The sequence below is a fragment of the Pseudonocardia autotrophica genome (assembly GCF_003945385.1).
GTDB lineage: Bacteria > Actinomycetota > Actinomycetes > Mycobacteriales > Pseudonocardiaceae > Pseudonocardia > Pseudonocardia autotrophica.
Genome location: NZ_AP018921.1, coordinates 152,231 through 174,721 on the forward strand (window position 1 = coordinate 152,231; position 22,491 = coordinate 174,721).

Genomic DNA, 22,491 nt, shown 5'->3' on the forward strand with positions numbered 1-22,491 from the left:
ACTGGCCGAATGACCGCTGAGAACCCGACCGAGGACCCCGAACTGACCCCGACCGTGCGGACCCGAGCACGCAACATCGGCATCCCGGAAGAGCGGCTCTTGGCCCACATCGAGCGCGGCACGCTCGTCCTCGACGGCGAACCCGTCACCGACCTCGACACGCCAGCTCCTCCCGGAACGCGGATCCAAGTCGCTGGGCAGTAGCTCGCGCGCCATAGTCGCGGCGTCCCGAGAACTCCTAGAAGCCATCACCTCGAGAGGGGCGGACCCACCGCTCCGGACTTCTCCGAGGCGTCATCGAGCAACTCCCCACCGCGGCCGTCACCGCCCGCCTCGCCTGCGCCGGAAGATCACTGAGGTCGAACGCGCACGCCTCGAGCAACGCCGCGATGACGTACCCCTCGTCCGGCCCGCGCATCCCGGCGTAACCGCCCCTGATTGACCCGGTGTCGCAGCACCTGCGCCGCCTCGTGGCAGCGGCCTTGTTCTCGTGCATCAGCCGCGCCCGGCGCTGGGAAGGAGACTCGTTCGGCACGAACGGGAGTCTCGACAAACGCTCGAACGACGCGGGCGTGGCGGGGGTCCGGACGAGCAGGTCGGCACGCTCAGCTCGATGACTGTGTCCGCTGCGTAGGCACCTATCGTCCTCGGTGTGGACGTGCAGTTTCCGGTGGCGCCGATGATCGCTCGTCCCGTCGCCGAGCTGCCCCGGCGCGGCCGACATTCCTACGAGATCAAATGGGACGGGTGGCGTTGTGTAGCGGTTCGCGGGTGCAGCTGCAGTCGCGCGCGCCAGCAGCGCAGTCTCACTGCCCGCTTCCCCGGCGTCGTCGACGCCGTCGCCGGCCAGTTGCCGCCCGGCACGGTCGTGGACGGCGAGCTAGTCGCGATGCGCCACGGCCGCGTCGACTTCACCGCGCTGGGCTCCCCCGACGCCCCGCACTGGCTGGTCGCGTTCGATGTCCTGGCCCAGGACGGTCAGGACGTACGCCCGGAGCCGTACTGGTCAAGGCGAGACAGGCTCGCCCAACTCGTCGGCGACGCCGCAACCGGAGTCGTTCTGGCGCCGGCCGTCGATGACGTCGACGCCGCCCAGGCCTGGCTCGACCGCCACGCCGAGCTCGGCGTCGAGGGGGTCATGTCGAAGAAACTAAACGGGGGCTATCGGCCACATCGGCTCCGCTGGGTCAAGACACGAGCCACCTACACCGGTGAAGCTGTCATCGGCGGAGTGATCGGACCGATCGACCAGCCCCGGGCCCTGATTCTGGGCCGGTTCGACCGACGCGGGCGGCTCCGCATCGTGGGCCGTACCCACCGGCTGCACCGGGCGGCCTCGGCCGAACTCGGCGCGCTGCTCACGCCCCCACAGGGCGTGCATCCGTGGCCGACCGTCATCCCCGGCGGTCGTCTCGGTCTGGCCGGCGCAACCGACGACGTCGCGCACACACCGGTCCAACCCAGCCTCGTCGTAGAGCTCGACATCGACGCCGCGGTGGTTATGTCAACCCAAGTTGGATCTGGCCCACATTGCGTGATTGTCACTGCCCCGGCGTGTCACGCGAGCGGGTGACACCGCCTGATGATCATGCATCGGGTGCGAATCTGAGTGGTTGTCGGCGTTGGTCCCGCAGCTGGCCAGCGTGGTCGTCGAGCGGGTCGAGCGGCTGGCGGGCGGGGTGCGGATCACCGCAACCAACGGCGGGGAACAGGGACGCTGCCCCAGGTGCGGGACGGCATCCACGCGGGTGCACAGTCGCTACCAGCGGCAGATCGCCGACACGCCGATCAGCGGCACCCCGGTGGTGATCGAGCTCGGGGTACGGCGGTTCTTCTGTGATCAACCAGGGTGCCCGAAGCGAACCTTTGCCGAGCAGATCCCGGAGCTGACCTCGCGGTATGCCCGTCGCACCCCCGGATTCGCGCGGATGCTTGCGCAGGTGGGGTTGGCGCTGGCCGGGCGCGCCGGGGCCCGGCTGGGCGCGCATCTAGGCATGACGACCAGCCGCAGCACCCTGTTGCGGCTGGTGGCGCGGTTGCCGGACCCACCGGCGGGCGAGGTGGCGGTGCTCGGTGTCGATGACTTCGCGTTCCGGCGCGGGCACGTATACGGCACGGTGCTGATCGATGTGGACACCCACCGCCCGGTGGATCTGCTGCCCGACCGGGAGGCCGACACGTTCGCCGACTGGCTGCGCGAGCACCCCGGCGTGCAGGTGGTCTGCCGCGACCGGGCCGGCGCCTACGCCGAGGGCGCCCGGGTCGGGGCCCCGGAGGCGGTGCAGGTGGCGGACCGGTGGCACTTGTGGCACAACCTCGCCGAGTACGTGGAGCGCACCACCGCGCGGCACCGCGGCTGCTGGTCGCCCCACCCAGCCGAGTCGCACGAGCCGAGGCCACCGGACGGTCCGGCCGACCGCGAGGTCGGGCTCTCACCGCAGCTGTTCGCCGAGCAGGCCGCCCTGGCGCGTCGCGAGGACACCGCCCTGGCCCGCCGGACCCGGGACCGCTACGCCGCGGTGCAGGCCCTGCGCGAGCAGGGCAAGGGCATCAAGACCATCATGCGCGAGCTCGGGCTGGCCAAGGAGACGGTGCGCCGCTTCGCCCGCGCCGCGGGCGTGGAGGAACTGCTGGCCACCGCCCGCGACGGGCGAGCCAGCGTGCTCGATGAGTTCAAGCCCTACCTGAACCACCGGTTCAACGCCGGGCACACCAACGGCAGCCAGCTGTTCGCCGAGATCCGCGAGCAGGGCTACCGCGGCAGCCTGGGCACCGTGCTGGGCTACCTGCGCCCGTTCCGCGCCCACGCCGCCGCTCCGCCCGCGGTGCCGCCGCCCCCGACGGTCCGGGCGGTGACCGGCACACTCCTGCGCCATCCCGACACCCTGGACGCAAACGACCAGCTCACGATCAAGGAGGTGCGGGCGCGTTGCCCGCACCTGGACGCCGTCGCCGACCACGTCAGCGCGTTCGCCGAGATGATGACCGGCCGCCACGGCGAGCGCCTGGACACCTGGATCGCCCAGGTCGAGGCCGACGACCTGCCCGACCTGCACCGTTTCACCAACGGCCTGCGCCGCGACCACGACGCCGTGCTCAACGGCCTGAGCATGCCGCACAGCTCCGGCGCCGTGGAAGGCACGGTGAACCGCATCAAGATGATCAAACGTCAGATGTATGGCAGGGCCGGCTTCGATCTGCTCCGCAAACGAGTCCTACTCGCAGTCTGATCTTCGCCCCGGCGACCGAGCCGGAACGATCACGCAATGTGGGCCAGATCCAACTAACGCTGTCATGGCCACCGCGGCCGAGCACGGCCGCATGCGGCACGGCGCCCGCTACCGGCGCCTTCGCGCAGACCTGTATCCGACAGATCTGGCCACCGGCTCGTAGCGGTGTCGCGGCCGCGGTGGCGGCGGGCCATGTCCCGCTACGAGTCGACAGGGTGCGGGGTATACGCGCCCTGAGCCAGCCCCCAGAGCGGTCAGCTGTTGAGCCAGGCATCCCAGCGGCGAGCGTGATCTTCGTGGGAGCTGGGTCGTCAGCCAGTACTCGGGCGAGCCAGGCACCGCGGTCGTCGCGCAGAGCCCTCGCCGTCTGCTCGTGGTAGTGGATCTCAGACCGGGAGGCGTCTGCCCTCGCCTCCCGGTCGACGATCATGTCGATCAGCTCCCAGGGCCGGTTTGCCAGCGGGTGCCGGGCGAGCGCGGGCCACGAGATCCCCCGATCGACGACGGCGTTGACCGGGGTGTTGAGTGAGCGGATCAGCTGGTGGTGGCCACGTTCAAGCCGTCGCTGACCGGGACCAGGCGAGTACTCGGCCGCGGCCCGGTTGCTTGGCATGACCACCGTGTTGACCACCCGGTGATGGTGCCGCGACGAGCGGGTCAACCAGGCACGACGCCGTCGTCGCGATGTGTCGCGCGGTTGGCCGGCGTCGCGTCTGCCGTGGCCGCTGGTTGTCGGCTGCCGGCCCTACACTGTCCGGGACGCTCCGGCGACTGAGCTGGGGGAGCGGTGACACGGTGACGGGCGCTGCTGAGGCGGGGTGGGTGTGATGGCGACGTTAGGCCGCTACGGCGATACCCATGTCGAGCCGGTGGCGTTGTTCGATGTCACCGACCGCGATGCCGCGCCGCCGCCGGGTTCGATGGATGTGCAGTTCCGGGTGCCGGTGTCGTTGTCGGTGCTGCTGGATGGGATGGCCGAGGCCGGGCTGGATGACGAGGTCGCGGCGTGGGGGCAGGCCTACAGCGAGCTGGTGTCGGGGTTGTTGACCCAGGTCCAGCACGCGGGCGGCTACGCGCTGGCCGCCCCCGAGCGATCCGACACGGCCACGCCGGCACGGCTGGAGGTGGCCGGCATCATCGAGGCTGTGGTGCCCGGGTTCGAGCAGGCCCGCTGGCACTGTCACGTCTACATCGGCCCGACCGCGACCGTACTGGCGACCGGCGACCGGCGACCGGTCGCCCGCGAGCGTTCGTGGCGCGGTATCCGCTCGGTGGCTTACCCCTGGTATGCGGACCGCTTGGAGGAGTTGGCTGAGCGTCGGCTGGAAGTGGAGTGGGGCGAGCCGCGCCCCGGCGCCGAGCGGGAGATCGTGCGCCCGCCGTGGCACGAGTATGTGGGCGGCAATGACCGGGGCGTGTGCCCGGGGCCGTGGCCGCTCGACGACCTGCGCCTGACCGACGAGCTGGCCCTGCAAATGGCCGCCGACACCGAAAAGCAGCTCGCCCGGGAGCGGGCTGCGGGGATCACGGCCGAGCCCGACTGGCGCGCGATTCGGGTCGCTGAGGGCTGGGCCGGTTACGAAACCGCCCCACCGGCTGCCCGCCAGTAACCACCACTCCCGGGCACCGGCGTCGGACTTGCGGCGCCGGTGGGTATCGGGTTCACCAGTCGTCGAGTTCGTAGCCCTGTTCGGAGTCGAGTTCGTAGCCGTGCTCGTATTCGGCGGCGGGCGCGGTGCCGCGGTCGAGGGTGGCCTCGTTCCGTTCGGCCTCGAGCTGGTGCTGGTCGAGTTCGGCGCGGCGTTCGGCGGCCGCCTGACCGCGGTGCTGGGGGGTGTGCTCGGCGTCGTGGTGGCCGGTGCGTAGGGCCTGGTGGTAGGCGCGGTGGCGGTCGCTGTTGTGGACCGCGTCGCGCAGCGCGTGGGTGGCCGCGCGCTCGGCGGCCCGCTCGTCGGGCTTCGGCTCGTGGTCGGCCTCCGGGGCTGCTTCCGTCCCCGCGCCCCGGCCGTCGTCGTCGCCGGTGTCGACCTCGGCTTCGCTACTGGGCCCGATCTCGGGGTCGTTGCCGGGTTCGTCGCCGGCGCCCGGCTCGGCGTGCACCGCGGGTTCCTCACCCGGCCCGGTTGCGGCCGCCGGTTCGGTGTCGAGCACCGGCCCGGCCACGACCTCGCGTTCGGCGCTGGTGTGCTCCGGTGCCGGGTCAACCACGTGGGTGCTGGTCTCGCGGTCCGGCATGTCGGCCTCAGCGGGTGCAGGGGTGGCCTCGGCCGCAGGCTCGGCGGCGGGCTCGGCGGTTCCGGGCTCGGTGCCGGGTCCGGTGGTGTGGAGCAGGGCGAGTTGTTCAGCACCTGGGTGCGGTTCGGTGTGGCGGTGGGCCGGGAGTTTGCGGCGGGCGAGTTCGACCGCGGCGGCGTGGTCGGCCTCGCGCAGGTCGGCGGTCTGTTCCCACCAGTGTTGCCGGTCGGCGTGCGCGGTCTCCAGGCTGGCGGCGTCGGCCTGGTACTGCTCGGCCAACGCGTGGTAGCGGGCGGCGGCCTCGGCCCGCTCGGTGTGTTCGGGGGTGTCGGCCGGGTGGGTGGCGGCTTCGGCGGCGGCGAGCACGGCGTCGTCGCGGATCTCGGCGGCGAGCCGGTGGGTGGCGGCAAGTTCCTCGGCCACGGAGCGGGGCCCGTGTTCCTCGGCGTGGTACAGCGCCAGCGACCAGGCTTCGCGGGCCTGATACAGCTCGGCGGCGCTGCGGTGGCGCAACGCAGCAGTGGTGGGGTCGTCGTCGAGCCGTTCGACCGCGGCCATCCAGAACGCGCGGGCGAACTGCTGGGCCTCCGGCGGGGCCTCGCCCAGCGAGAGCTGCGCCTCGGGGATGCCGCGGTACTCGCGGTAGCCGGCGACCAGCCCGGCGCGCTGTTCCCACGCCTGCCGCCCGGCCGGGTCCTGCTCGGCGTCCGGCACGGCCGGCAGCCGCTGCTGGGCCCACTCGGGCGGGTCCGCTGCGGCCTGCGCCCCGAGTTCGGCTTCGCGGGCCGCGGCCCGCTCGGTGAGCGCGTCGAGGTAACCACGCACCGGCCCATCGGGCACAGTCTCGCTGATCGCGGCCCACTCCATGCCCGCCGCGCGCTCGGACTGGTCGTGTTCGGGGGCTCGCGCCGCGGCCCGGGCCCCGACCCGCCAGTGCAGCACCTCGGAGACCGCGCGGGCGGAGTCGAGCTCACGCATCTGCACGGCTTCGGTGAGCAACGCGCGCGGGTCGTGCCCGTCGAGCTCGGCGGCGTAGACGGCGGCGAGCATCCGCCCGTAGGCACCCTCCTCGCGCACCCCAGCCGCGGCATCCGCGCCGAGCTGTTCGGCCAGCAGCTCGTCGACGACGCCCGCGTTGTGCTCGTGCGCGTACTCCGACGACACCTGATTGATCAACGCGCCGAGCATGCCCATCGAGGTCTGTTCGGCCGCAGCGGCTTCCTGGGTGGCCAGCGCGGCCTGGTCGATACCGCTACGGCTGATGATGTCGGCCAGCCGCTGCACCGGGGTGTCCTCGACCCGCTGCGGGGTGTGTGCATCGGGCGCCTGCTCGGTGACCAGATACAGCAGGTTCTGCCTCGTGCCGCGGGTCAGGGCGGTGTAGACCTGCTCACGAGTCGCATCCCGCCCGGCCAGGGCTCGCCCGTTGCCGTGCACGGTCACACCTTCGGCGGCGTGCCCGGTCACCGCATACGCCAACCCCACATGCTTACGGACATAGGACTCGGGTAGGTGCGCGACGGCGCCGTGCTCGTCGCGGCCCAGCAGCTGCCCGTCCCGGTCCCGGCCGAGCACGGTGTAGACCTCCTTGTTCGTGACCGGGCGCAGCACCCCGTCCGGGCCCGGGTCGACCCGCAGCCCCCGGGCGTTGCGCCCGGCCAGGATCCGGTCCCCGACGCCGATCTCGGTGCGGTCGGGTAGCCGGAACAGCACCTGCGACTCGACCCGGCCGAGCTCGACGAGCTCGTCGTGAATCTGCTTGGATAGCTCCGCGGCTAGCCGGTTGGAGTCGACCACCAGCAACGCCTCGGTGCCCGAGACGAGGTCGGCGACATGCCCACGCACGGTGTGGGTCTTCATTTCCTCCAGGGTGCCGGTGCGCACTCGCCCGTGGTCGACATACGCACTCGCCGCGACCGGGTCCCCGGTGCGCAGCTGCAGCGACGCCTCGGCCTCCCACGCTTGGTCGAAGCGGTGCACGGTGTCGAGTTCGAGTGCCCCGGGCTGGTCGGCGAGGTGGGCGAACATGCCCCCGGCCCCGACTCCTTGCAGCTGGTGATGGTCGCCGGTGTAGAGCACCTTTGCCCCGGCGGTCTCGGCGATCGCGGCGATGGCGTGCATGTCGGTGGTGGTGCTCATGCTGGCCTCATCGAGCACCACGAGGTCTCGCGTCCCGAGCTGGTCCAGGGCTGCTCCGGTGCTCGGGTCGGGCTCGAACCGGCCCCGGAATCGGGTCGTGTTGAGCGCTTCGAGTCCGAGCCCGGCCAGGTTGCGGGCGGCGATCTCGGCGGTGGCCACCCCGACCACTCGGCCGCCGATCGTGTCGGCCCACTCACGGGCCAGCGCCCCGACGGTGTGCGACTTACCCGTCCCGGCCGGCCCGACCAGCACATCGGCCCGACGCCCAGAGGTGAGCACCCCGGTCACCACCGCGGCCTGATCCGGCGACAGACCGCGCCGGTCAAGCCGCCCGGCCACGGCGGCCAGCTCGGCGTCATCGAGCCGTGGCGCGCCGGGAGTCTGCACCCCGGCCAGCAGCCGCTGCTCGATGCTGATGTGGGCGGTGGTGGCGTAGCGCTCGTCGCTGTGCGGCCGGAACTTCGACCGACCGTCACTGGCCCGGCGCAGCTCGTCCGGTACCGGCACCGGGTCCCCGGCCGAGACCTGCACGATGCCGTACTGGCCGGGCTGGGCCAGCACCGCGTCGGTCACGGTTTTGAGGAACGCGGGCCGGGCCGCGGCGGCCACACCGACCGCGCTGGCCGCGTCGCCTAGCTGGTGGTCGATCGCCCGGGCGAGGTTGGCCGTGGTCCAGGTCGGATAGGCCGCTTGCACGTCCCCGATCCCCGCGGTGATGGCCGCGGCCACCCGCCCGGCCACGGTCCCCGCCTCGGCCATCGAGCGGTCGTGGCCACCGGCCACCGGCCGACCGGCCACCCCGGCCGTCTGGCCGGTCACGCCCGACTCGTCCACGGCCACCGCGGCCGCGATCTCGGCCAACACCTCCAGCGCGGCCTGGCGGCCATCGGTGGCCAACACCCGCCCGTGCTCCTGTCCGGCCACGGCGCCGACCGCCTGTCCGGCCACCGGGCCGGGATGGTTGGGGTGGACACCGGCCAGCGCGGCGGCCGCGGCCGCCGCGTCGACCGCATCCAGGGCGGCCTCGAGCCGCTGCCCCCGCCCGGCCGCCCGGCCGACCCACTGACCGGCCCACGCCTTGACCGCCGCCGGACCGGCCAGCCCCGTCTTCGGCGACCGCGTGTCCTTGACCGCCTGCTGCGCCAACGCCCGCCGCGCGACCGCCCCGGGCTCGCGCCCGTGCCGGGCCACATACCCTTCGACCAGTTCGGCCACCCGTGGCCGGACATGCTCGGCGGTACGGGTCGAGGCCTCATCAAGCAGCTCCGCCTCGACCCCGACGATCTCGCGGGCTTTCCCGTCCGCCCGCAGCCCCCACACCACATCGAGACGCTCGGTCAGCAGCTGCTGATAAGCCCGCGTGTAGTCCGCAGTGAGCTGGTTGGTGATGGTCTTGAACCCGTACCCGTCGATCGCATAGATCGCCCCGTTCGCAGCCGCAGCCCGGGCCAGCACCGCTGCGTGCGCATGCAGCTGCGGCTCCCCATCCCGGTTGGTGTGGTGCTCGAACACCGCCACCGACAACCCGCCGGCCTGCTCATACGTGCCGACACTGCGCCCACCCGGACCCTTGCCCTCATGCCGCCCGGTCCGCACATACGCCAGGTCCGACTCCGCGGCCTCGACCGCGATCCGGATCGCGTCGAAATGCGCCGCCCGTACCGCCTCCGCGCCCCGCTCGTCCCCCGCCGCCAGCAGCGCCGTGTAGTACACCGACACGCTCTTGACCGGGCTGAACGTCACGTCGTACCAGGCGTGCGTGGTCCGGGCCCGCTTGGTCGCCGACCACTCGATCTGATCACGGCGCTCCCGGGTCGCCTCCGGCTCCGCCTTGAGCGCATCGGCCACGATCTGCGCCGCCGTGCGGTACTTACGCGGCGCCGACCCCAGATACACCGGCGTCTTCTCGGTCGACCCTTCGACCTCGTGTTCGGGGTAGCGCAGCTGCCCGAAAATCGCCCGCACATCCACCGACTCCGCGGTGTCCCCGGCCTGCATCGACAGCCCCAGACTGGCCATCCCGGACCCCAGCCAAGTGCCCTGCGGCTCACCGTGTTCCAGGCCCTGTTCGAGGTAGGCGGCCGCGCCGTGCCGCTCCAGACCGGCGCTCTCGACGCCCTGCTCGGGCGTCGAATCGCAGCCGTGGAGCAGGTACTCGACAGACCCCGGCCCCATCGCGGTGACCCGGACAACGCCCACGATCACGACGCTACCCGAGGCGACCACCAGCCGGCAAGATCATTTGATGATAACGTGTGAGGCGTTGGAGAAGTCAGTAGCAGCTCAAGACAAGAAAAGCAGTAACCACCAAACGGTTGGTAGAAACAAGAGGAAGGGAGAACGGATAGCTGCAGTGACGATCGATGGAGGCAAGGCCTAGTTGGAAGCAGGTAGGAAGTCGTGCAAGGAAGAGATCGGGAGTGAGCATGGACAGCGCGGGCTGCCCGAGAGTGAGCTCCGGGCGCCACTGTGTGGTGGCGCTGGGCAGCCGGTGAGGGTCACCATCTGGTGACCTGACAGGGGCGGCGCCAGGCCATAGCGTGGGTGCCGAACAGTCGGGCCGGGAGGCACCGACCGGACAATCTCGGGGGTGGCTCACGGTGGCGGGGAAGAGCAGGACCAAGAACGACCGGCAGATCCGGGATCGGGTGGCCGAGCTGGCGGCGGCCCGGGATCGGCTCGACGTCGAGGAGGCCGAGCGCCGCCGGCGCGAGGACGAGGCGTTCGAGCGCTACGCCCGCGCGGACGCCGACGCCGTCCAGGTCGCCGCGGAGCGCGACCGGGCGCTCGCCGACCTCGAGGTACAGGCGCAGCGCGTGCGCGACGACGCCGACACCCGGCTCGGCGAGATCGAGCAGCGGCAGCGCGAGATCCTCGCCGAGCTCCACGGCGCCGGCCGTAAGGCCGACGACTTGGCCACGATGTTCGGGCTCGCCGTCAAGCGCGTCCGAACTCTGCTGCGGCAGGCGCGGCCCCCGGCCGGGCCTGCCGCCCCGGCGGCCACGCCGCCGCCGGCGGCCGCCACGCCGCAGGCGGCGGCCGCCACCGATCCGGCCGCTTCGACGATCGAAGCCGCGGCGGCCACTCCGACGGATCCGGCAGAGCAGGCGAGTGCCTGACCCGGTGGCCGCGGCACTCGTGTCGGCCACCGGGGTGGCCGCGCGGAAGGACTGTGCCGCCGCAAGGCGGGTCCGCCGAACGCTCGGCCCGGCGCGGTCCTTGAGCGCCTCCCGCGCCGGCCCGGCCGGCGGACATCCGCACCGGTGCACGCGCCGGCCGCACGGGCGGGGGCTGGTGGCCTGCTCGGCCGGCGTGCCGGGCTCGGGTCAGGTGCGGTGGGCACACAGAGAAGGGGCCCCGCCGGTGGCGGGGCCCCTTCGGGTGCTGAGTGGGTCAGGCGGGCTGGCGGGCGTGCCAGTCGGACACGGTGAACCGGTCACCGGTGAGCAGGCAGCGCCAGTCACGGTTGAGCCGCGCGTTCCGCTCGTCGGCGGTGGCGGACGTGGCGGCGATGTACTCGCAGCGGGCAATCAGCACCTCGGCGCGGGTCGCGGTCGCGGGCAGGATCGCCACCCCGGCGGTACCGCTGTCCCGGCAGTCCTCGCACAACCCGTCGTCGTGGCTGCGCTGCTGGTCGCGGGTCGACCGCTCGACCCCGCATGCGGCGGCCACGCAGGGCAGGCCGCGCATCGGGGCGACCGCGCGGCGGCAGTCGTCGCACACCCCGTCCTCGCGCGTCGCCCGGTCCCTGACGCACGCCGTGCACGGACGCCCCTCCGGCTCCGCGCCGTGGCGGCTCGCGTCCCGAACGTCCGCGGTCGCGTGGTCGTCGCGCTCGGCAAAGTAGCGGCGCGTGGCGGTGTCGTTGTCGGTGGCGCGCTGGCTGCGCTGCTGCTGCGGGGTCCCCTGGCTGGTGACCACGGCGCCCGGGCGACGGCGGGCGTACTCGCGTCGCTCCGCGCGGGTCGACTGGGCCATCCGCTCGGCCTGCTTGGCGGCCTCGGCGCGGCGCTCGGCGTGCGGGGCGCACGCCTCCACCAGAGCGCGGCCGTCCTCGTCGGTGACCTTCCACAGGTGCCGAAGCCGCGGAACCGCTACCGCCGGGTGCTTCTCCAGGGCGGTCAGGATCTCGCCCAGCAGCGCGCGGGTCATCACGTCCGCCGCGTCGGCGAGCCGCGCGGTACGGCGTCGCGCCTCGCGCGTCGCGCCCCGCTCGATCAGCTCGGCCACCTGGCCCATCTCCTCGGCAGCGTCGAGCTTTGTGGTCTCGGCGGTCTGGGTGTTCATCGTGACTGCACTCCTTCGCTGGCCGGTGCTCGGTAGCGGGTGGGCTTGTCGGCCCGTGATGGGTAGCGGGCGCCTGCCCCGCTGCCGCTTCGCGGCGGTTGCACGGCCTCCGAGGCTCGACGTCAAGGGCAGCCCGAAGGGCTGTCGCCGAAGGCGACGCGGAGCGCCAGCGGAGCGCCCTTGATGTTGAGTGAGGCCGTGCTTAGCTTTAGGGCCGACAGGCCCATCCGCCCCGCCGCCAGGCGGGTCCATCGGGGTTCTCGGCCCGCCGCGGCCTTGAGCGGCCCCACTCCGCCGCGGGTCGCCCGCGCCGGCCGAGATGCGCCCTGGGTCTGGCGCGCGGCCCGGTAGGGCCGATGGCCGCGCCCGGCGCGGCCGCTCTCCTCCCAGCCGGCCCGATGGCGGACCCACACGGCTACCGGCGGGTCGCTCCCCGCATCGCCGACCCGCCAGCGATCCCGACCGGGTCTGCATCGCTGGCGGGTAGCCACCGCCGCGCGGGGCAGCGGCGCCTACGGCGCCGGCTCGGTGCCCTCCGCGCCGGGGTGTTCGGGCATCTCGACGATCTCGTCGCGGCGGGAGTCCCAGGCGGTGCAGTGCACCCGTGACCGCCCCGCTCGCGGCCCGGTGAGGTCGACCTCGACCAGGACGTACTCCGAGAACGGGATCACCGCCCAGGCCGCCTCCCCGGTCAGGACCTCCTCGACCCGGTACTGGCAGTCCAGGTACCCGTTGCGGTAGATCCCCCCGACCCGCCGCGGGCCGATCGCGACCCGCGTCGCCTGGTCCAGCCCGCCGAGCGGGTCCTTGCTGTTCGCTGCTGATGCCATCATGGCTTCTCCCACCGATCGTGAGTGGCGCGGTGGCCGCGCGCCCTCGGCGTGCGGCGCGGCCCGGCAGGGCCGATCGCCGCGCTCTGCGCGGCGCTGCGCCACACAAGTGGCCCCGCCGGTGGCGGGGCCCTTGGGGCTGCCGTCAGAAGGCCGGCTCCTCGTCGCCGTAGCTGGCCTCCGCCGGCTCCAGCCCGCCGAGGAGCTCGTCGTCGGCGAGATCGGCGAGGATCTCGGCCTCGCGCCGGGTCAGAGCCGGAACGTCAGTCCCGGCGTAGACGTGGTGCCCCAGGACGGGGCAGAACTCGAGGGCGCTGGAAGTGGTGACCGTGCTCATCTGGGCCTCCGGTGGTCGGTGCGGCTGGAACGCGGCGCAGCCTCAGCACACCCGTGTCGGGGTCCCGAAGGGACGTCGGGGAGCCGGTGCTGGCCCGTGCGGGTGAGACCGCCTCCCGGCCCCGACGAACCCGCCCCCGCCCGCCGGTTGCGGTCCCCGCTCCTGGCCAGCGGCCAGCGCGGGCGACCACAGGACCGAGCCGGACACCGCCGCGCAGCCGGCTACGGGGAAACCGCCGCCGTACCCGGGTGATGTCCACGGGGCGGTATCACCCGCACGGGTCGGCGGCGGCTCATCGGCGCTTGCCCCGGCACGGGTGTGCTGACCTTCGGGCGATCCAGCCGTGCCGACCACCGGAGGCCCCGCCCGCACCGCTACCGCCGCCACCCCCGGTGCCCACCGGCACCGAACCGGCGACCACTCGACACCCGCCGGCACCGGGCTGGCGACCACCGCCACCCGACCGGCACCGCGCTGGTGACCTTCCGGTGCCCGCCGGCACCGGTGTGCGCGCCCGGCGCCGACAGGCGGCCTGCAGCACGTACTCTGCCCGGCCGGCCCGTCGACGACGCTGCTGTGCACGCGACCGATCACGGCGTGAGCGGGGTTCAGGCCCCGGCGATTGCCGTGGTCTCGACGGCTGGTGCGAGTGCCTCGAGCACATCGGCGGCGCTGGTGACCAGCGTCGCGCCGTGGCGGATCAGCCGGTGCGGGCCGACCGACAGGACCGAACTCGTCGGGCCGGGCACCGCCAGGACCGGGAGACCGAGCCCGTCCGCGGCCGCGGCGACGTGCAGCGCGCCGGAGCGTGCTGCGGCCTCGACGACCACGGTGGCATCCCCGAGCGCGGCCAGCAGCCGGTGCCGGGCCAGCGCGCGGTGCCGACCCGGTGTCGTGCCGGGCGCCACCGCGGACACCAGCAGCCCGGTCTCGGCGATCCGGGCGAGCAGGTTCTCGTGCGCGGCCGGGTAGGCCCGGTCGATACCGCAGCCCAGCACCGCCACCGTCGGCGTGTGCGCGGCCAGGGCGCCGCGCACCGCGGCGGCTTCGATGCCGAACCCGCCACCGGCGATGACCGTGCGGCCGGCAGCGGCGAGCTCGCCGGCGAGGTCGGCGGCTACCTGGGCGCCGTAGCTGGAGGCGGCGCGGGACCCGGCCAGCGTGATTTCTCCGCTGAGTTGCATCAGATGCGGGACTGGCCCACAACGTCGGCGTCGGAGTTCCCGGACGTCTTGCCTCAGGACCGCAGGTGGCGCTCGGAGCATGATCGTACACAGCTACGATCTCGCGTCAGATGAAGGATCGGCGCGTTTGATGACTGGGGCGGTGCGGGTGCGGAAGGGTGTGGCGCACGGGACGTCGTCGCTGTATCTGGCCTCAGGAGTGGTGTTCCTCCACGAGGAGGAGACCGTGTGGGAGGCGATGCTCGAGGGCTGGACGATGCAGCAGATCGGCGGCCGGAACTCACTGAAGTCCTCGGTGGACCAGCTGGTCGCGGCGGTGCGGGCGTATCAGCGGTTCAGCGGTGAGTGGCCGTGGCAGTGGAGCGCCACCTCGTTCGACGAGTGGATGGCGCATCTGGTCGGGGTACGGCATCTGGCGGTCTCGTCGCTTCGGAAGTACCAGCAGGCGGTGCGCAACTTCTGCGAGTTCCTCTGCTCGCCGCACTACGGGTGGGCGTCGGAGTGTGAGCAGCGGTTCGGCACACATCCGGTCCAGGTCTGCCACGAGTACAACTCCGTGCGGCACCTGCAGGCCTACGAAGGGGACCCGGCTCGTCGTCCGCTGACCCGAGATGAGCTCCAGCGGCTGCTCGACCACGCCGACGATCAGGTGGACGTCCGGTTGGAGTCGGGCCGCAAGGGAGCGTTGCCGGCCTACCGGGACGCGACGTTGCTCAAGGTCGTCTACGCCTGGGGACTGCGGGCACGGGAAGCGACGATGCTGGACGTGACCGACTTCTACCGCAACGCCCACGCTCCCGAGTTCCGGGAGTACGGCGTGCTGCAGGTGCGGTGGGGGAAGGCGTCGCGGGGCGGGGCTCCGAAGCGCCGGGCGGTGGTGTCGCTGTTCGACTGGGCGGTGGACGCCGTCGAGGACTACGTCGAGAACGTGTGGCCACTGATGCGCTCGACACGGACGAACGCGTTGTGGTTGTCCGAACGGGGAGCACGCCTGCGACCTCGGGAGCTCTCGGATCGGTTCAAGCAGTATCGCGACGTGCTGGGCCTGGACCCGGTGCTGTCCCCGCACGCGCTGCGCCACAGCTACGTGACCCACCTGATCGAGAACGGCTACGACGCGAGATTCGTCCAGGAGCAGGTCGGGCACGTCTATCAGTCCACGACGGCGATCTACACCAACCCTCGGGAATTGCATCAGACGAGCGAGAATCTGCAGGTCGCCTGGCCAGCATGGCTCGGCAATGGAGATCCTCGTACCTGGCAGGCCTGCGCCTGACCTGGCGATTTGATCAAGCGGTCCCGTCTGCTGCATGATCCGCCCACTGTTCGAAGGCGTTGGGGGCGGGGTTGCGGCGGGTTGATCTGGCGGGAGCGGCGCATCTGGAGCTCGTCGACGGTGTGGTGGCGCTGCACCCGGAGGACGCGATGTTCGAGGCGATGCTGCGCGGCTGGCGCGCGCAGCAGGCCGCCCGCGGTTTGCGCGAGGATGCGGTCGGGGCGCGGGAGCGACTGATGCGCCGGTTCGGCGAATTCACCAACGAGTACCCGTGGAACTGGGAACCGTCGCATGTGGACGAGTGGTCGCTGTCGCTGACGGCCGAGCAGCACCTGGCGCCGTCCACGATCCGCACCTACCAGTGCAGCCTGCGCTTGTTCAACGACTACTTGTGTGACAGCCGCTATGGGTGGGTGGCCGCGTGTCGGCGGGAATTCGGGCCGCAGACGCACCCGGTCCCGATCGTGCACGAGTGGAACACCATTCCCCACCTCAACGACTACGAAGGCGACCCTGAGGCGCGCCCGTTCACGCGGGAGGAACTACAGCGCTTCCTCGACTACGCCGACGAACAGGTCGAGCGCGCGGTGCGGGCCAAACGGAAGGGCGCGTTGGCCGCCTACCGCGATGCCACGCTGTTCAAGGTGCTCTACGGGTGGGGGCTGCGCCGCACAGAGGCATCCAAACTGGATGTTGTGGACTTCGGTCGGAACCCGGCCGCACCGGAGTTCGGCCGGTTCGGCACGCTCAACGTCCGCTACGGCAAGGCCAAGCGGGGTCAGCCACCGCGACGTCGCAACGTCGCCTCCGTGATGGGATGGGCGGTCGACGCCGTGGCAGACTATGTGGAGAACATTCGTCCGCGATTCGACTGTGCCGAGCATGCGGCATTATGGGTGACCGAACGAGGGGGTCGGATCAAACCCGCGGAGATCAACGCCCGGTTCGTCGCCTACCGTGACGCTCTCAAGTTGCCGAGAGCGTTGGTGCCCCATTCGATGCGGCATTCCTACGTCTCGCACCTGACCGAGGACGGAGTGGATCGTCGGTTTATTCAATGCCAGGTCGGGCACGAGGTGGATAGCTCGACGGCCGTTTACACGCATGTGAGCAGCGATTTCATGAACACCGCGCTCCGCAGAGCCCTCGCCCCCGCGCTCGGGCACGGGCCGGCGGGCCAGGAGGGGCGATGATGACCAAGCTCGACTACCGGTGGCACCTGCGTCAGGTCATGGCCGCGCGCGGCATGTTCGCCACCACCGACCTGATCGAGCCGCTCGCCGAGCGCGGCATCCGGCTGTCGTCGAGCCAGGTCTACCGGCTGGTGGTGGAGCGCCCCGAGCGACTGAGCCTGAAAGTGCTGATGGCGCTGCTCGACATCCTCGACACCACGATGGACGAGCTGATCGAACCCGTCGCCGCCGAACCGGCGAAGCAGACCAGAGCAGCAGGCAGTAGCGGCGCTGGGGCCGGCGGGGCTGCCGGGGTCGGGGGCCTGCGGCCGAAACGTGCGCAAGTTACCCGGATCGACTCATGACCGTCCCGCCCAGAGCACCGGAGGCGCCAGAGGCGCTGCTCGACCCGATCGGCACCGTCGTGGCGGTGGTGACCTCGATCGACCCCTGCCTCGACCACGACGACGTTCACCGTGTCGTCGAGCGGGTCGGTGGTGGGCGCGCCAAGCGCCGTCGCCTGGCCACGACCTTGGCCCGGGACGCGTCGGTGATGACCAGTGGACGCTCACCGGCTCCTCGGGTCGTCGGGGACCTCCTACTTGCGCTCCGCGCCGCCGGGGCGAGCAGGATCTCGCCGCCGTGGTGCACCAGCTGCGGGCGGGAGCTGTCGGCGATGCAGCTGCGCGGCCAAGACTGGTACTGCTCGCCCTGCTACACACGCCCGCAGCCCTGCGCAGCGTGCGGAGAACAACGACAAGTCACCTTCCGCGACCGACACGGGCGGCCACGATGCTCCCAGTGCCCCGACCACGACGCCCGCGACCCGCGCCAGGTTCTGGTCGGGCTCATCACCGCGATCGATCCCGGGCTCAGCGCCGACGCGGTGACCACCGCGATCACCGACACGGTCAGCAAGCCCGCGCACGCCCAGAAGCTGGCGTGGGCCCTCGAGGACGCGCCCGAGCTGCTCACCGGGGACGGGGCGAAGGCCCCCTTCCCCATGGTGCTGCGGCTGATCGACGCTCTCGGTGATGCCGGCGCGACCCGCATCCAGCCGCCGGCCTGCCCACGCTGCCGACGGGTGATCGCCTTGAGCAAGCGACGCGACGGGCTGCGGATCTGCCGCAACTGCTGCGCCCGCGCCAACGCCGTGGCCTGCTCCGGCTGCGGAACGGTCCGGGAACCGGCGGCCCGGGACGTTCACGGGAACCCGTTGTGTCCGAACTGCCTGGTCGCTGCCCCGCTCAACCTGGAGGAGTGCGTCCGCTGCGGGCGCCGCCAGCGGGTCAACACCCGTGTCGCGGACGGGCCGATCTGCGCGGCCTGCATCCCGCGCACGACCGCGACCTGCAGTATGTGTGCGCGAACCGCGCCCTGCATGATCTCCAAGACCACCGGGCAACCGTGGTGTCGCGCATGCGCCCGCGCCTGGGTGCAATGCTCGCGCTGCCGGCGCTGGGATGCGATCCGCGCCGGCACCCGCGAGGCACCACTCTGCGCCGGGTGCGCGGTCCCGGACCCGAACTTCTGGACCACCTGCCCGAGCTGCGGAACCGGCGGACGGCTCATCGCCGGCCTCTGCCGCCACTGCCGGCTGCACCGCCAGCTCGGTGAGCTGCTCGCCGACACCACCGGGCAGATCCGCCCCGAGCTACAGGCCCTGCACGACAGCCTGGCCACCGCCGAGCGGCCCGACACGATCTCGAAGTGGCTGCAGCAGTCCACGGTCAGATCGGTACTTCGCGATCTCGCCGCCGGCCATCGCCCGCTCACTCACTCCGCCCTGGACGATCTCCCGCCCGGCAAGTCGATGGACCACCTACGCAGCGTCCTGGTGGCCACCGCGGTCCTGCCCACCCGCGACGAGCAGCTGTCCCGGCTCCAGCGATGGGTCAACCAGACCCTCCACGAAGACGCCGACCCGCAGGACCGCGAGGTGCTGCGCCGCTACGCGGTCTGGCACGAGCTGCGGCGGATCCGGCAACGCAACCGCAGCGCCGAGGCCACCTACGGCCAGCTCGACATGGTCCGCCAGCGGCTGCGCGGCGCCATCAACCTGCTCGCCTGGCTACGCCCCCGCGGGCTCACCCTGGACACCTGCCGCCAACCCGACCTCGAGGCCTGGCTGACCAGCGACGACGCCAGCCACCGGGCCGAGGTCGGTCACTTCGTGCGCTGGGCGATCTCGCAACGCATCAATCCGAACCTGCAGTTCGCGGCCACCCGATGGACCGGTCCGGCTCGGCCACTGGACCAGGAACAGCGCTGGCACCAGGCCAAACGCCTGCTGCACGACGACACCCTCGACACCGACGACCGTGTCGCCGGCCTGCTGGTTCTGCTCTACGCCCAGCGACCCGCGACGATCAGCCGGCTCACCCTCGACGACATCGACGCAGACGCCGCCACGGTCGAGCTCCGCCTCGGCTCCGTGCCCGTTGAGCTGCCCGAACCCCTGGCGGCCCTCGTCCGGGACCTGGCCGCCACCCGACACGGCCACGCCGTCACCGGTCACCACTCGACCGCACGATGGCTGTTCCCCGGTGGACAACCCGGCCGCCCGGTCAGCGCCGACAGACTCGGCGAACGGCTCCGCCTACTCGGGATCCGACCGGGCCAGGCCCGCTCGACCGCCCTGTTCCAGCTCGCCACCGAAATCCCCGCCGCCGTCCTGGCCCGCATGCTCGGCATCCACATCAAGGTCGCCGTCCAATGGCAACACGTCTCCGCAGGCGACTGGACCAACTACGCCGCCGACGTCAGCCGCCGCACGAACGAGGCCCAGGAGAGGCATTCGGACAGTTCTGATATCTGACTGTGCCGTTAGCGGTCAGCAGCGAGTTCGCGAACGCGATGATGCGCCAGGCGGTAGACCATGCGCTCGCGGATCAGAGGGGGAAGTCGTGATGAAGGTGATCGGCTACCAGTGGCGGCTGCGCGAGGTGATGGCCGCGCACGGGATGTTCAGCACGACCAAGCTGGCCCCGCTGCTGGCCGAGCGGGGCATCAACCTGTCGACCAGCCAGGTCTATCGACTCGCGGCCGAGAAGCCCGAGCGGCTGAACATGCACGTGCTGGTCGCGTTGATGGACATCTTCGACTGCTCGGCCGACGAGCTGATCAGCCGAGTCGAGCTCGGCACGGCGGCCGCCACCGGGACCGACGACGAGTCGCACGAGCAGGCTGCAGGCGCCCAGGTCCTGCGCGACAAGCAGTTGCGGCCACGACGAGCCAGGATCGTTCCGCGCGGCGATGCGTGAGCAGACGCTCGAGGAGATCAGCCAGATCATCTCCACCGCAGAACCCGCCGTTGCCCTCGCAACGATCCGCGAGGTCGTCGGCGCGGCCCTGCCGAAGCACCCGCCGGCCAAGCGACTGCTCGCGCTGCTGCGCACGGAACCAGACCTGCTGACCTCAGCGAGCTCGGCGATGCCCCGCGCGCTCGACCGCCTCGTCGGCGCGCTGCTCGACCACGGTGCCGAGTACCTGCAGCGACCGCAGTGCGGGCACTGCGGCGCGACCCGCCCCCTGTCGAGCCGCGACGGAACCTCGCGCATCTGCTATTCCTGCGCGGCCCGGGCCGCCCGGGCCGACCGGGCCGACCAGCAGCCGGTGGCCTGCCACGACTGCGGCCGGCACGCCCCGGCGAAGGCAACGGTCCTGGACAGGCCCTACTGCAGGGGCTGCTGGGCCCGCACGACGGCCAGCGCCCTCGACCGCATCGCCGCGGTGACGCGACGCCATCTGGCCGAGGCAGGCGACCTCGCCGGCACCAACGGCTCGAAGAACGACCCCGAGGCCGTGATCGCCGACGCCGTCGTGGCCGGCGTTGGCGGTTCGCCCAAGCGGGCGCGGCTGGCGCTGGAGCTCGAGCAGCTCGGCGCGATCTGGTTCGCCGATCCCGCACAGGGCAACAAGCTGTTCGGGGTCCTCTACGACGCCCTGCACGAGGCGGGGCTGCCGTTGCCGAGGCGACGCTGCGGCCGGTGCGGCCGGGAAGCAGCTCTGCCCGGGATCATCGACGGCCGGCGCTGCTGCCGGCGCTGCCAGCGCCACGGCTTGCGCACGGTCTGCGACGGCTGCGGCGAGTTGGCCAGCCTCGAGCGCCGCGAGCCGGACGGGACCCGCTACTGCCAGCGCTGCACGAACACGTTCCCGGACGAGTCCGCGATCTGCATCGTCTGCGGGATCCACCGGTTGATCAGCCACCGGGCAGCGACCGGCCCGGTCTGCGGAAGCTGCCGCGGCCGTGAACTGGTCGCCACCTGCACCCGCTGCGGGCGATCCGGGCCCTGCCGCTTCGCCGGCACCGCGCACGCCGTCTGCGAACCCTGCGCCGTCACGAGGGAAGCCTGTCACCACTGCGGGCGCGTCCGGACGGTGCACTCCCGCACGAGCGAGGGTCGCGCCGTGTGTCCCGGCTGCGCCCCACCGGTGATCGAGACCTGCACCGGTTGCGGCCGCGCCCGCCGCGTCGCCGGCCGCGGGAACGCAGCGGCCTACTGCACCTCCTGCTACAGCAAGAACCCGGTGTCGTTCCGAGACTGCCGCCGCTGCGGCCGGCACGCCTACCTGACCGCCGAGCGGCTCTGCGACCGCTGCGACGCCCACGACAAGATCACCACACTGCTGCCCGACACCCTGATCGCCACCCGCCCGCCGCTGCGCAACCTGCGCGACACCTGCCTGGCCGCCGACCCCGCCACCGTCCGGGGAGTCTTCCGCCGCAAGCGCTCCACGACGATCCTGCGAACCCTGCTGGCCGCACCCGACGCGATCGATCACGCGGCACTCGACGCACTGGACACGCCGCAGGCCACCCGCGCGGTCCGGTCACTGCTCGTCGAACACGGAGTCCTCCCTGCCCGCGACGAGCACCTCGCCCGGCTCGAGACCTGGGTCGAGCACGCCTGCGCGCGGATCTCCGACCCGACCGAACGACGGGCATTCGTGTCCTTCGCACGGTGGCGACACCTGCGGCATCTCCGCAACCGCGAGACACCAACCAGCTACGGCCAGGCCGCCAGCCGGCGCCGCGAACTCCAGCTGATCATCGACCTACTGCTCTGGGCCCGGCAGAACGCGACGTCGTTGTCCACACTCACCCAGGACGACCTCGACCGCTGGCGCGCCGGCGGAGCGACGGACCGTTACCAGGTCAAGGCGTTCCTGCGCTGGACGAACCGCAACGGCTACAGCAGACGCTTCGAGCTCACCCACGTCTGGAACTCCAGCGTCACCGCGGCCGGCGTCGGCGAGGACAAGCGCTGGCAGCTGCTACGCCATGTCCTCGACACCGACCGGGCCACCGCGAGCACCCGGTTCGCCGCCGCGCTGCTTCTGCTCTACGGCGTCCGACTACACCGCATCGCCACGATCACCGTCACCGACGTGACCCGCGGCGATGGCCTGGTCCACGTCACGCTCGGCTCCGAGCCGCTGGCGCTGCCCGACCAGCTCGACCCACTGGCCGCCGCCGCGCTGGACGACCGCGGCGCAGCACGGCTGTTCCACACCGCGCAAGACACGCATTGGCTGTTCCCCGGCACCAACGCCGGCCAGCCCATCTCGGCCGACACCCTCACCGACCGGGTCGCCACACTCGGGATCTCGGCCATCAACGCGCGCCGGACCGCACTCGCGTCCCTGGCCATGCAACTACCACCAGTGATCATCGCCCGCCTGACCGGGCTGGACGTCGCCACCGCGAGCCGGTGGGCCGATGCCGTGTCCGCCAGCAATGCGAGATACGCCGCGGTCGCAGCGAACAGATCCCCTGGGCCGCACCAAGATTGAGG

At 72.1% G+C, this 22,491-nt stretch carries 16 protein-coding genes; 11 read left to right on the top strand and 5 right to left on the bottom strand.

The genetic code is table 11. The features are described 5' to 3' along the window. Window positions 1-9 precede the first annotated feature (9 nt). The 4 genes from Pdca_RS34475 to Pdca_RS34490 all read left to right on the top strand — a co-directional run bounded on the left by Pdca_RS34475 (window position 10) and on the right by Pdca_RS34490 (window position 4,840). Window positions 10-204: a hypothetical protein gene (locus tag Pdca_RS34475; protein ID WP_085915784.1), complete on the top strand. Its 195-nt coding sequence runs from the start codon at window positions 10-12 to the stop codon at window positions 202-204. 448 nt (window positions 205-652) lie between these two features. Next, window positions 653-1,573 (top strand): ATP-dependent DNA ligase, encoded by a 921-nt coding sequence (locus Pdca_RS34480; protein WP_085915786.1) that lies wholly within the window; start codon window positions 653-655, stop codon window positions 1,571-1,573. A gap of 40 nt (window positions 1,574-1,613) precedes the next feature. After that, window positions 1,614-3,230 carry an ISL3 family transposase gene (locus Pdca_RS34485; RefSeq protein ID WP_166666063.1) on the top strand — a complete coding sequence of 539 codons (1,617 nt, stop codon included), beginning with the start codon at window positions 1,614-1,616 and terminating at the stop codon, window positions 3,228-3,230. Between the two features lie 818 nt (window positions 3,231-4,048). After that, complete coding sequence (locus Pdca_RS34490) at window positions 4,049-4,840, top strand: hypothetical protein (RefSeq protein ID WP_125911729.1); 792 nt, start codon at window positions 4,049-4,051, stop codon at window positions 4,838-4,840. A gap of 52 nt (window positions 4,841-4,892) precedes the next feature. Here Pdca_RS34490 and mobF read toward each other — a convergent pair whose 3' ends face one another. Further along, window positions 4,893-9,803 (bottom strand): MobF family relaxase, encoded by a 4,911-nt coding sequence (gene mobF, locus Pdca_RS34495; protein ID WP_125911730.1) that lies wholly within the window; start codon window positions 9,801-9,803, stop codon window positions 4,893-4,895. A gap of 401 nt (window positions 9,804-10,204) precedes the next feature. Here mobF and Pdca_RS34500 point away from each other — a divergent pair, with 401 nt between their 5' ends. Then, a complete protein-coding gene (locus Pdca_RS34500) occupies window positions 10,205-10,723 on the top strand; it encodes a translation initiation factor IF-2 (protein ID WP_085915789.1) in 519 nt (172 codons plus the stop codon). Between the two features lie 274 nt (window positions 10,724-10,997). Here Pdca_RS34500 and Pdca_RS34505 read toward each other — a convergent pair whose 3' ends face one another. The 4 genes from Pdca_RS34505 to Pdca_RS34520 all read right to left on the bottom strand — a co-directional run bounded on the left by Pdca_RS34505 (window position 10,998) and on the right by Pdca_RS34520 (window position 14,242). Continuing rightward, complete coding sequence (locus Pdca_RS34505) at window positions 10,998-11,891, bottom strand: hypothetical protein (protein WP_085915790.1); 894 nt, start codon at window positions 11,889-11,891, stop codon at window positions 10,998-11,000. Window positions 11,892-12,403: 512 nt separating this feature from the next. Then, window positions 12,404-12,724 carry a hypothetical protein gene (locus Pdca_RS34510; RefSeq protein WP_085915791.1) on the bottom strand — a complete coding sequence of 107 codons (321 nt, stop codon included), beginning with the start codon at window positions 12,722-12,724 and terminating at the stop codon, window positions 12,404-12,406. Between the two features lie 142 nt (window positions 12,725-12,866). Beyond that, window positions 12,867-13,058 (bottom strand): hypothetical protein, encoded by a 192-nt coding sequence (locus Pdca_RS34515; protein WP_085915792.1) that lies wholly within the window; start codon window positions 13,056-13,058, stop codon window positions 12,867-12,869. A 608-nt stretch (window positions 13,059-13,666) separates the two neighbouring features. Further along, window positions 13,667-14,242 (bottom strand): DNA-processing protein DprA, encoded by a 576-nt coding sequence (locus Pdca_RS34520; protein WP_232021774.1) that lies wholly within the window; start codon window positions 14,240-14,242, stop codon window positions 13,667-13,669. Window positions 14,243-14,372: 130 nt separating this feature from the next. Here Pdca_RS34520 and Pdca_RS34525 point away from each other — a divergent pair, with 130 nt between their 5' ends. The 6 genes from Pdca_RS34525 to Pdca_RS34550 all read left to right on the top strand — a co-directional run bounded on the left by Pdca_RS34525 (window position 14,373) and on the right by Pdca_RS34550 (window position 22,489). Continuing rightward, complete coding sequence (locus Pdca_RS34525; protein ID WP_208115291.1) at window positions 14,373-15,518, top strand: tyrosine-type recombinase/integrase; 1,146 nt, start codon at window positions 14,373-14,375, stop codon at window positions 15,516-15,518. A gap of 149 nt (window positions 15,519-15,667) precedes the next feature. After that, window positions 15,668-16,711: a tyrosine-type recombinase/integrase gene (locus tag Pdca_RS34530; protein WP_085915821.1), complete on the top strand. Its 1,044-nt coding sequence runs from the start codon at window positions 15,668-15,670 to the stop codon at window positions 16,709-16,711. Further along, window positions 16,708-17,055, top strand: coding sequence for a helix-turn-helix domain-containing protein (locus Pdca_RS34535; protein WP_085915794.1), 348 nt, complete (start codon window positions 16,708-16,710; stop codon window positions 17,053-17,055). Before Pdca_RS34530 ends, Pdca_RS34535 begins: the two co-directional genes overlap by 4 nt. Then, window positions 17,052-19,508, top strand: coding sequence for a hypothetical protein (locus Pdca_RS34540; RefSeq protein WP_085915795.1), 2,457 nt, complete (start codon window positions 17,052-17,054; stop codon window positions 19,506-19,508). Before Pdca_RS34535 ends, Pdca_RS34540 begins: the two co-directional genes overlap by 4 nt. A gap of 91 nt (window positions 19,509-19,599) precedes the next feature. Further along, a complete protein-coding gene (locus Pdca_RS34545; RefSeq protein ID WP_243734809.1) occupies window positions 19,600-19,953 on the top strand; it encodes a helix-turn-helix domain-containing protein in 354 nt (117 codons plus the stop codon). Further along, window positions 19,946-22,489, top strand: coding sequence for a hypothetical protein (locus Pdca_RS34550; RefSeq protein ID WP_085915797.1), 2,544 nt, complete (start codon window positions 19,946-19,948; stop codon window positions 22,487-22,489). The genes Pdca_RS34545 and Pdca_RS34550 overlap by 8 nt, the downstream gene beginning before the upstream one ends. The last annotated feature ends 2 nt before the right edge of the window (window positions 22,490-22,491 follow it).

Coding starts and splice junctions, on each gene's coding strand:
- Pdca_RS34475 (WP_085915784.1), top strand. CDS start 10: ATGACCGCTGAGAACCCGACCGAGGACCCCGAACTGACCCCGACCGTG.
- Pdca_RS34505 (WP_085915790.1), bottom strand. CDS start 11,891: ATGAACACCCAGACCGCCGAGACCACAAAGCTCGACGCTGCCGAGGAG.
- Pdca_RS34510 (WP_085915791.1), bottom strand. CDS start 12,724: ATGATGGCATCAGCAGCGAACAGCAAGGACCCGCTCGGCGGGCTGGAC.
- Pdca_RS34515 (WP_085915792.1), bottom strand. CDS start 13,058: ATGAGCACGGTCACCACTTCCAGCGCCCTCGAGTTCTGCCCCGTCCTG.
- Pdca_RS34520 (WP_232021774.1), bottom strand. CDS start 14,242: ATGCAACTCAGCGGAGAAATCACGCTGGCCGGGTCCCGCGCCGCCTCC.
- Pdca_RS34525 (WP_208115291.1), top strand. CDS start 14,373: ATGACTGGGGCGGTGCGGGTGCGGAAGGGTGTGGCGCACGGGACGTCG.
- Pdca_RS34530 (WP_085915821.1), top strand. CDS start 15,668: ATGTTCGAGGCGATGCTGCGCGGCTGGCGCGCGCAGCAGGCCGCCCGC.
- Pdca_RS34535 (WP_085915794.1), top strand. CDS start 16,708: ATGATGACCAAGCTCGACTACCGGTGGCACCTGCGTCAGGTCATGGCC.
- Pdca_RS34540 (WP_085915795.1), top strand. CDS start 17,052: ATGACCGTCCCGCCCAGAGCACCGGAGGCGCCAGAGGCGCTGCTCGAC.
- Pdca_RS34545 (WP_243734809.1), top strand. CDS start 19,600: ATGAAGGTGATCGGCTACCAGTGGCGGCTGCGCGAGGTGATGGCCGCG.
- Pdca_RS34550 (WP_085915797.1), top strand. CDS start 19,946: ATGCGTGAGCAGACGCTCGAGGAGATCAGCCAGATCATCTCCACCGCA.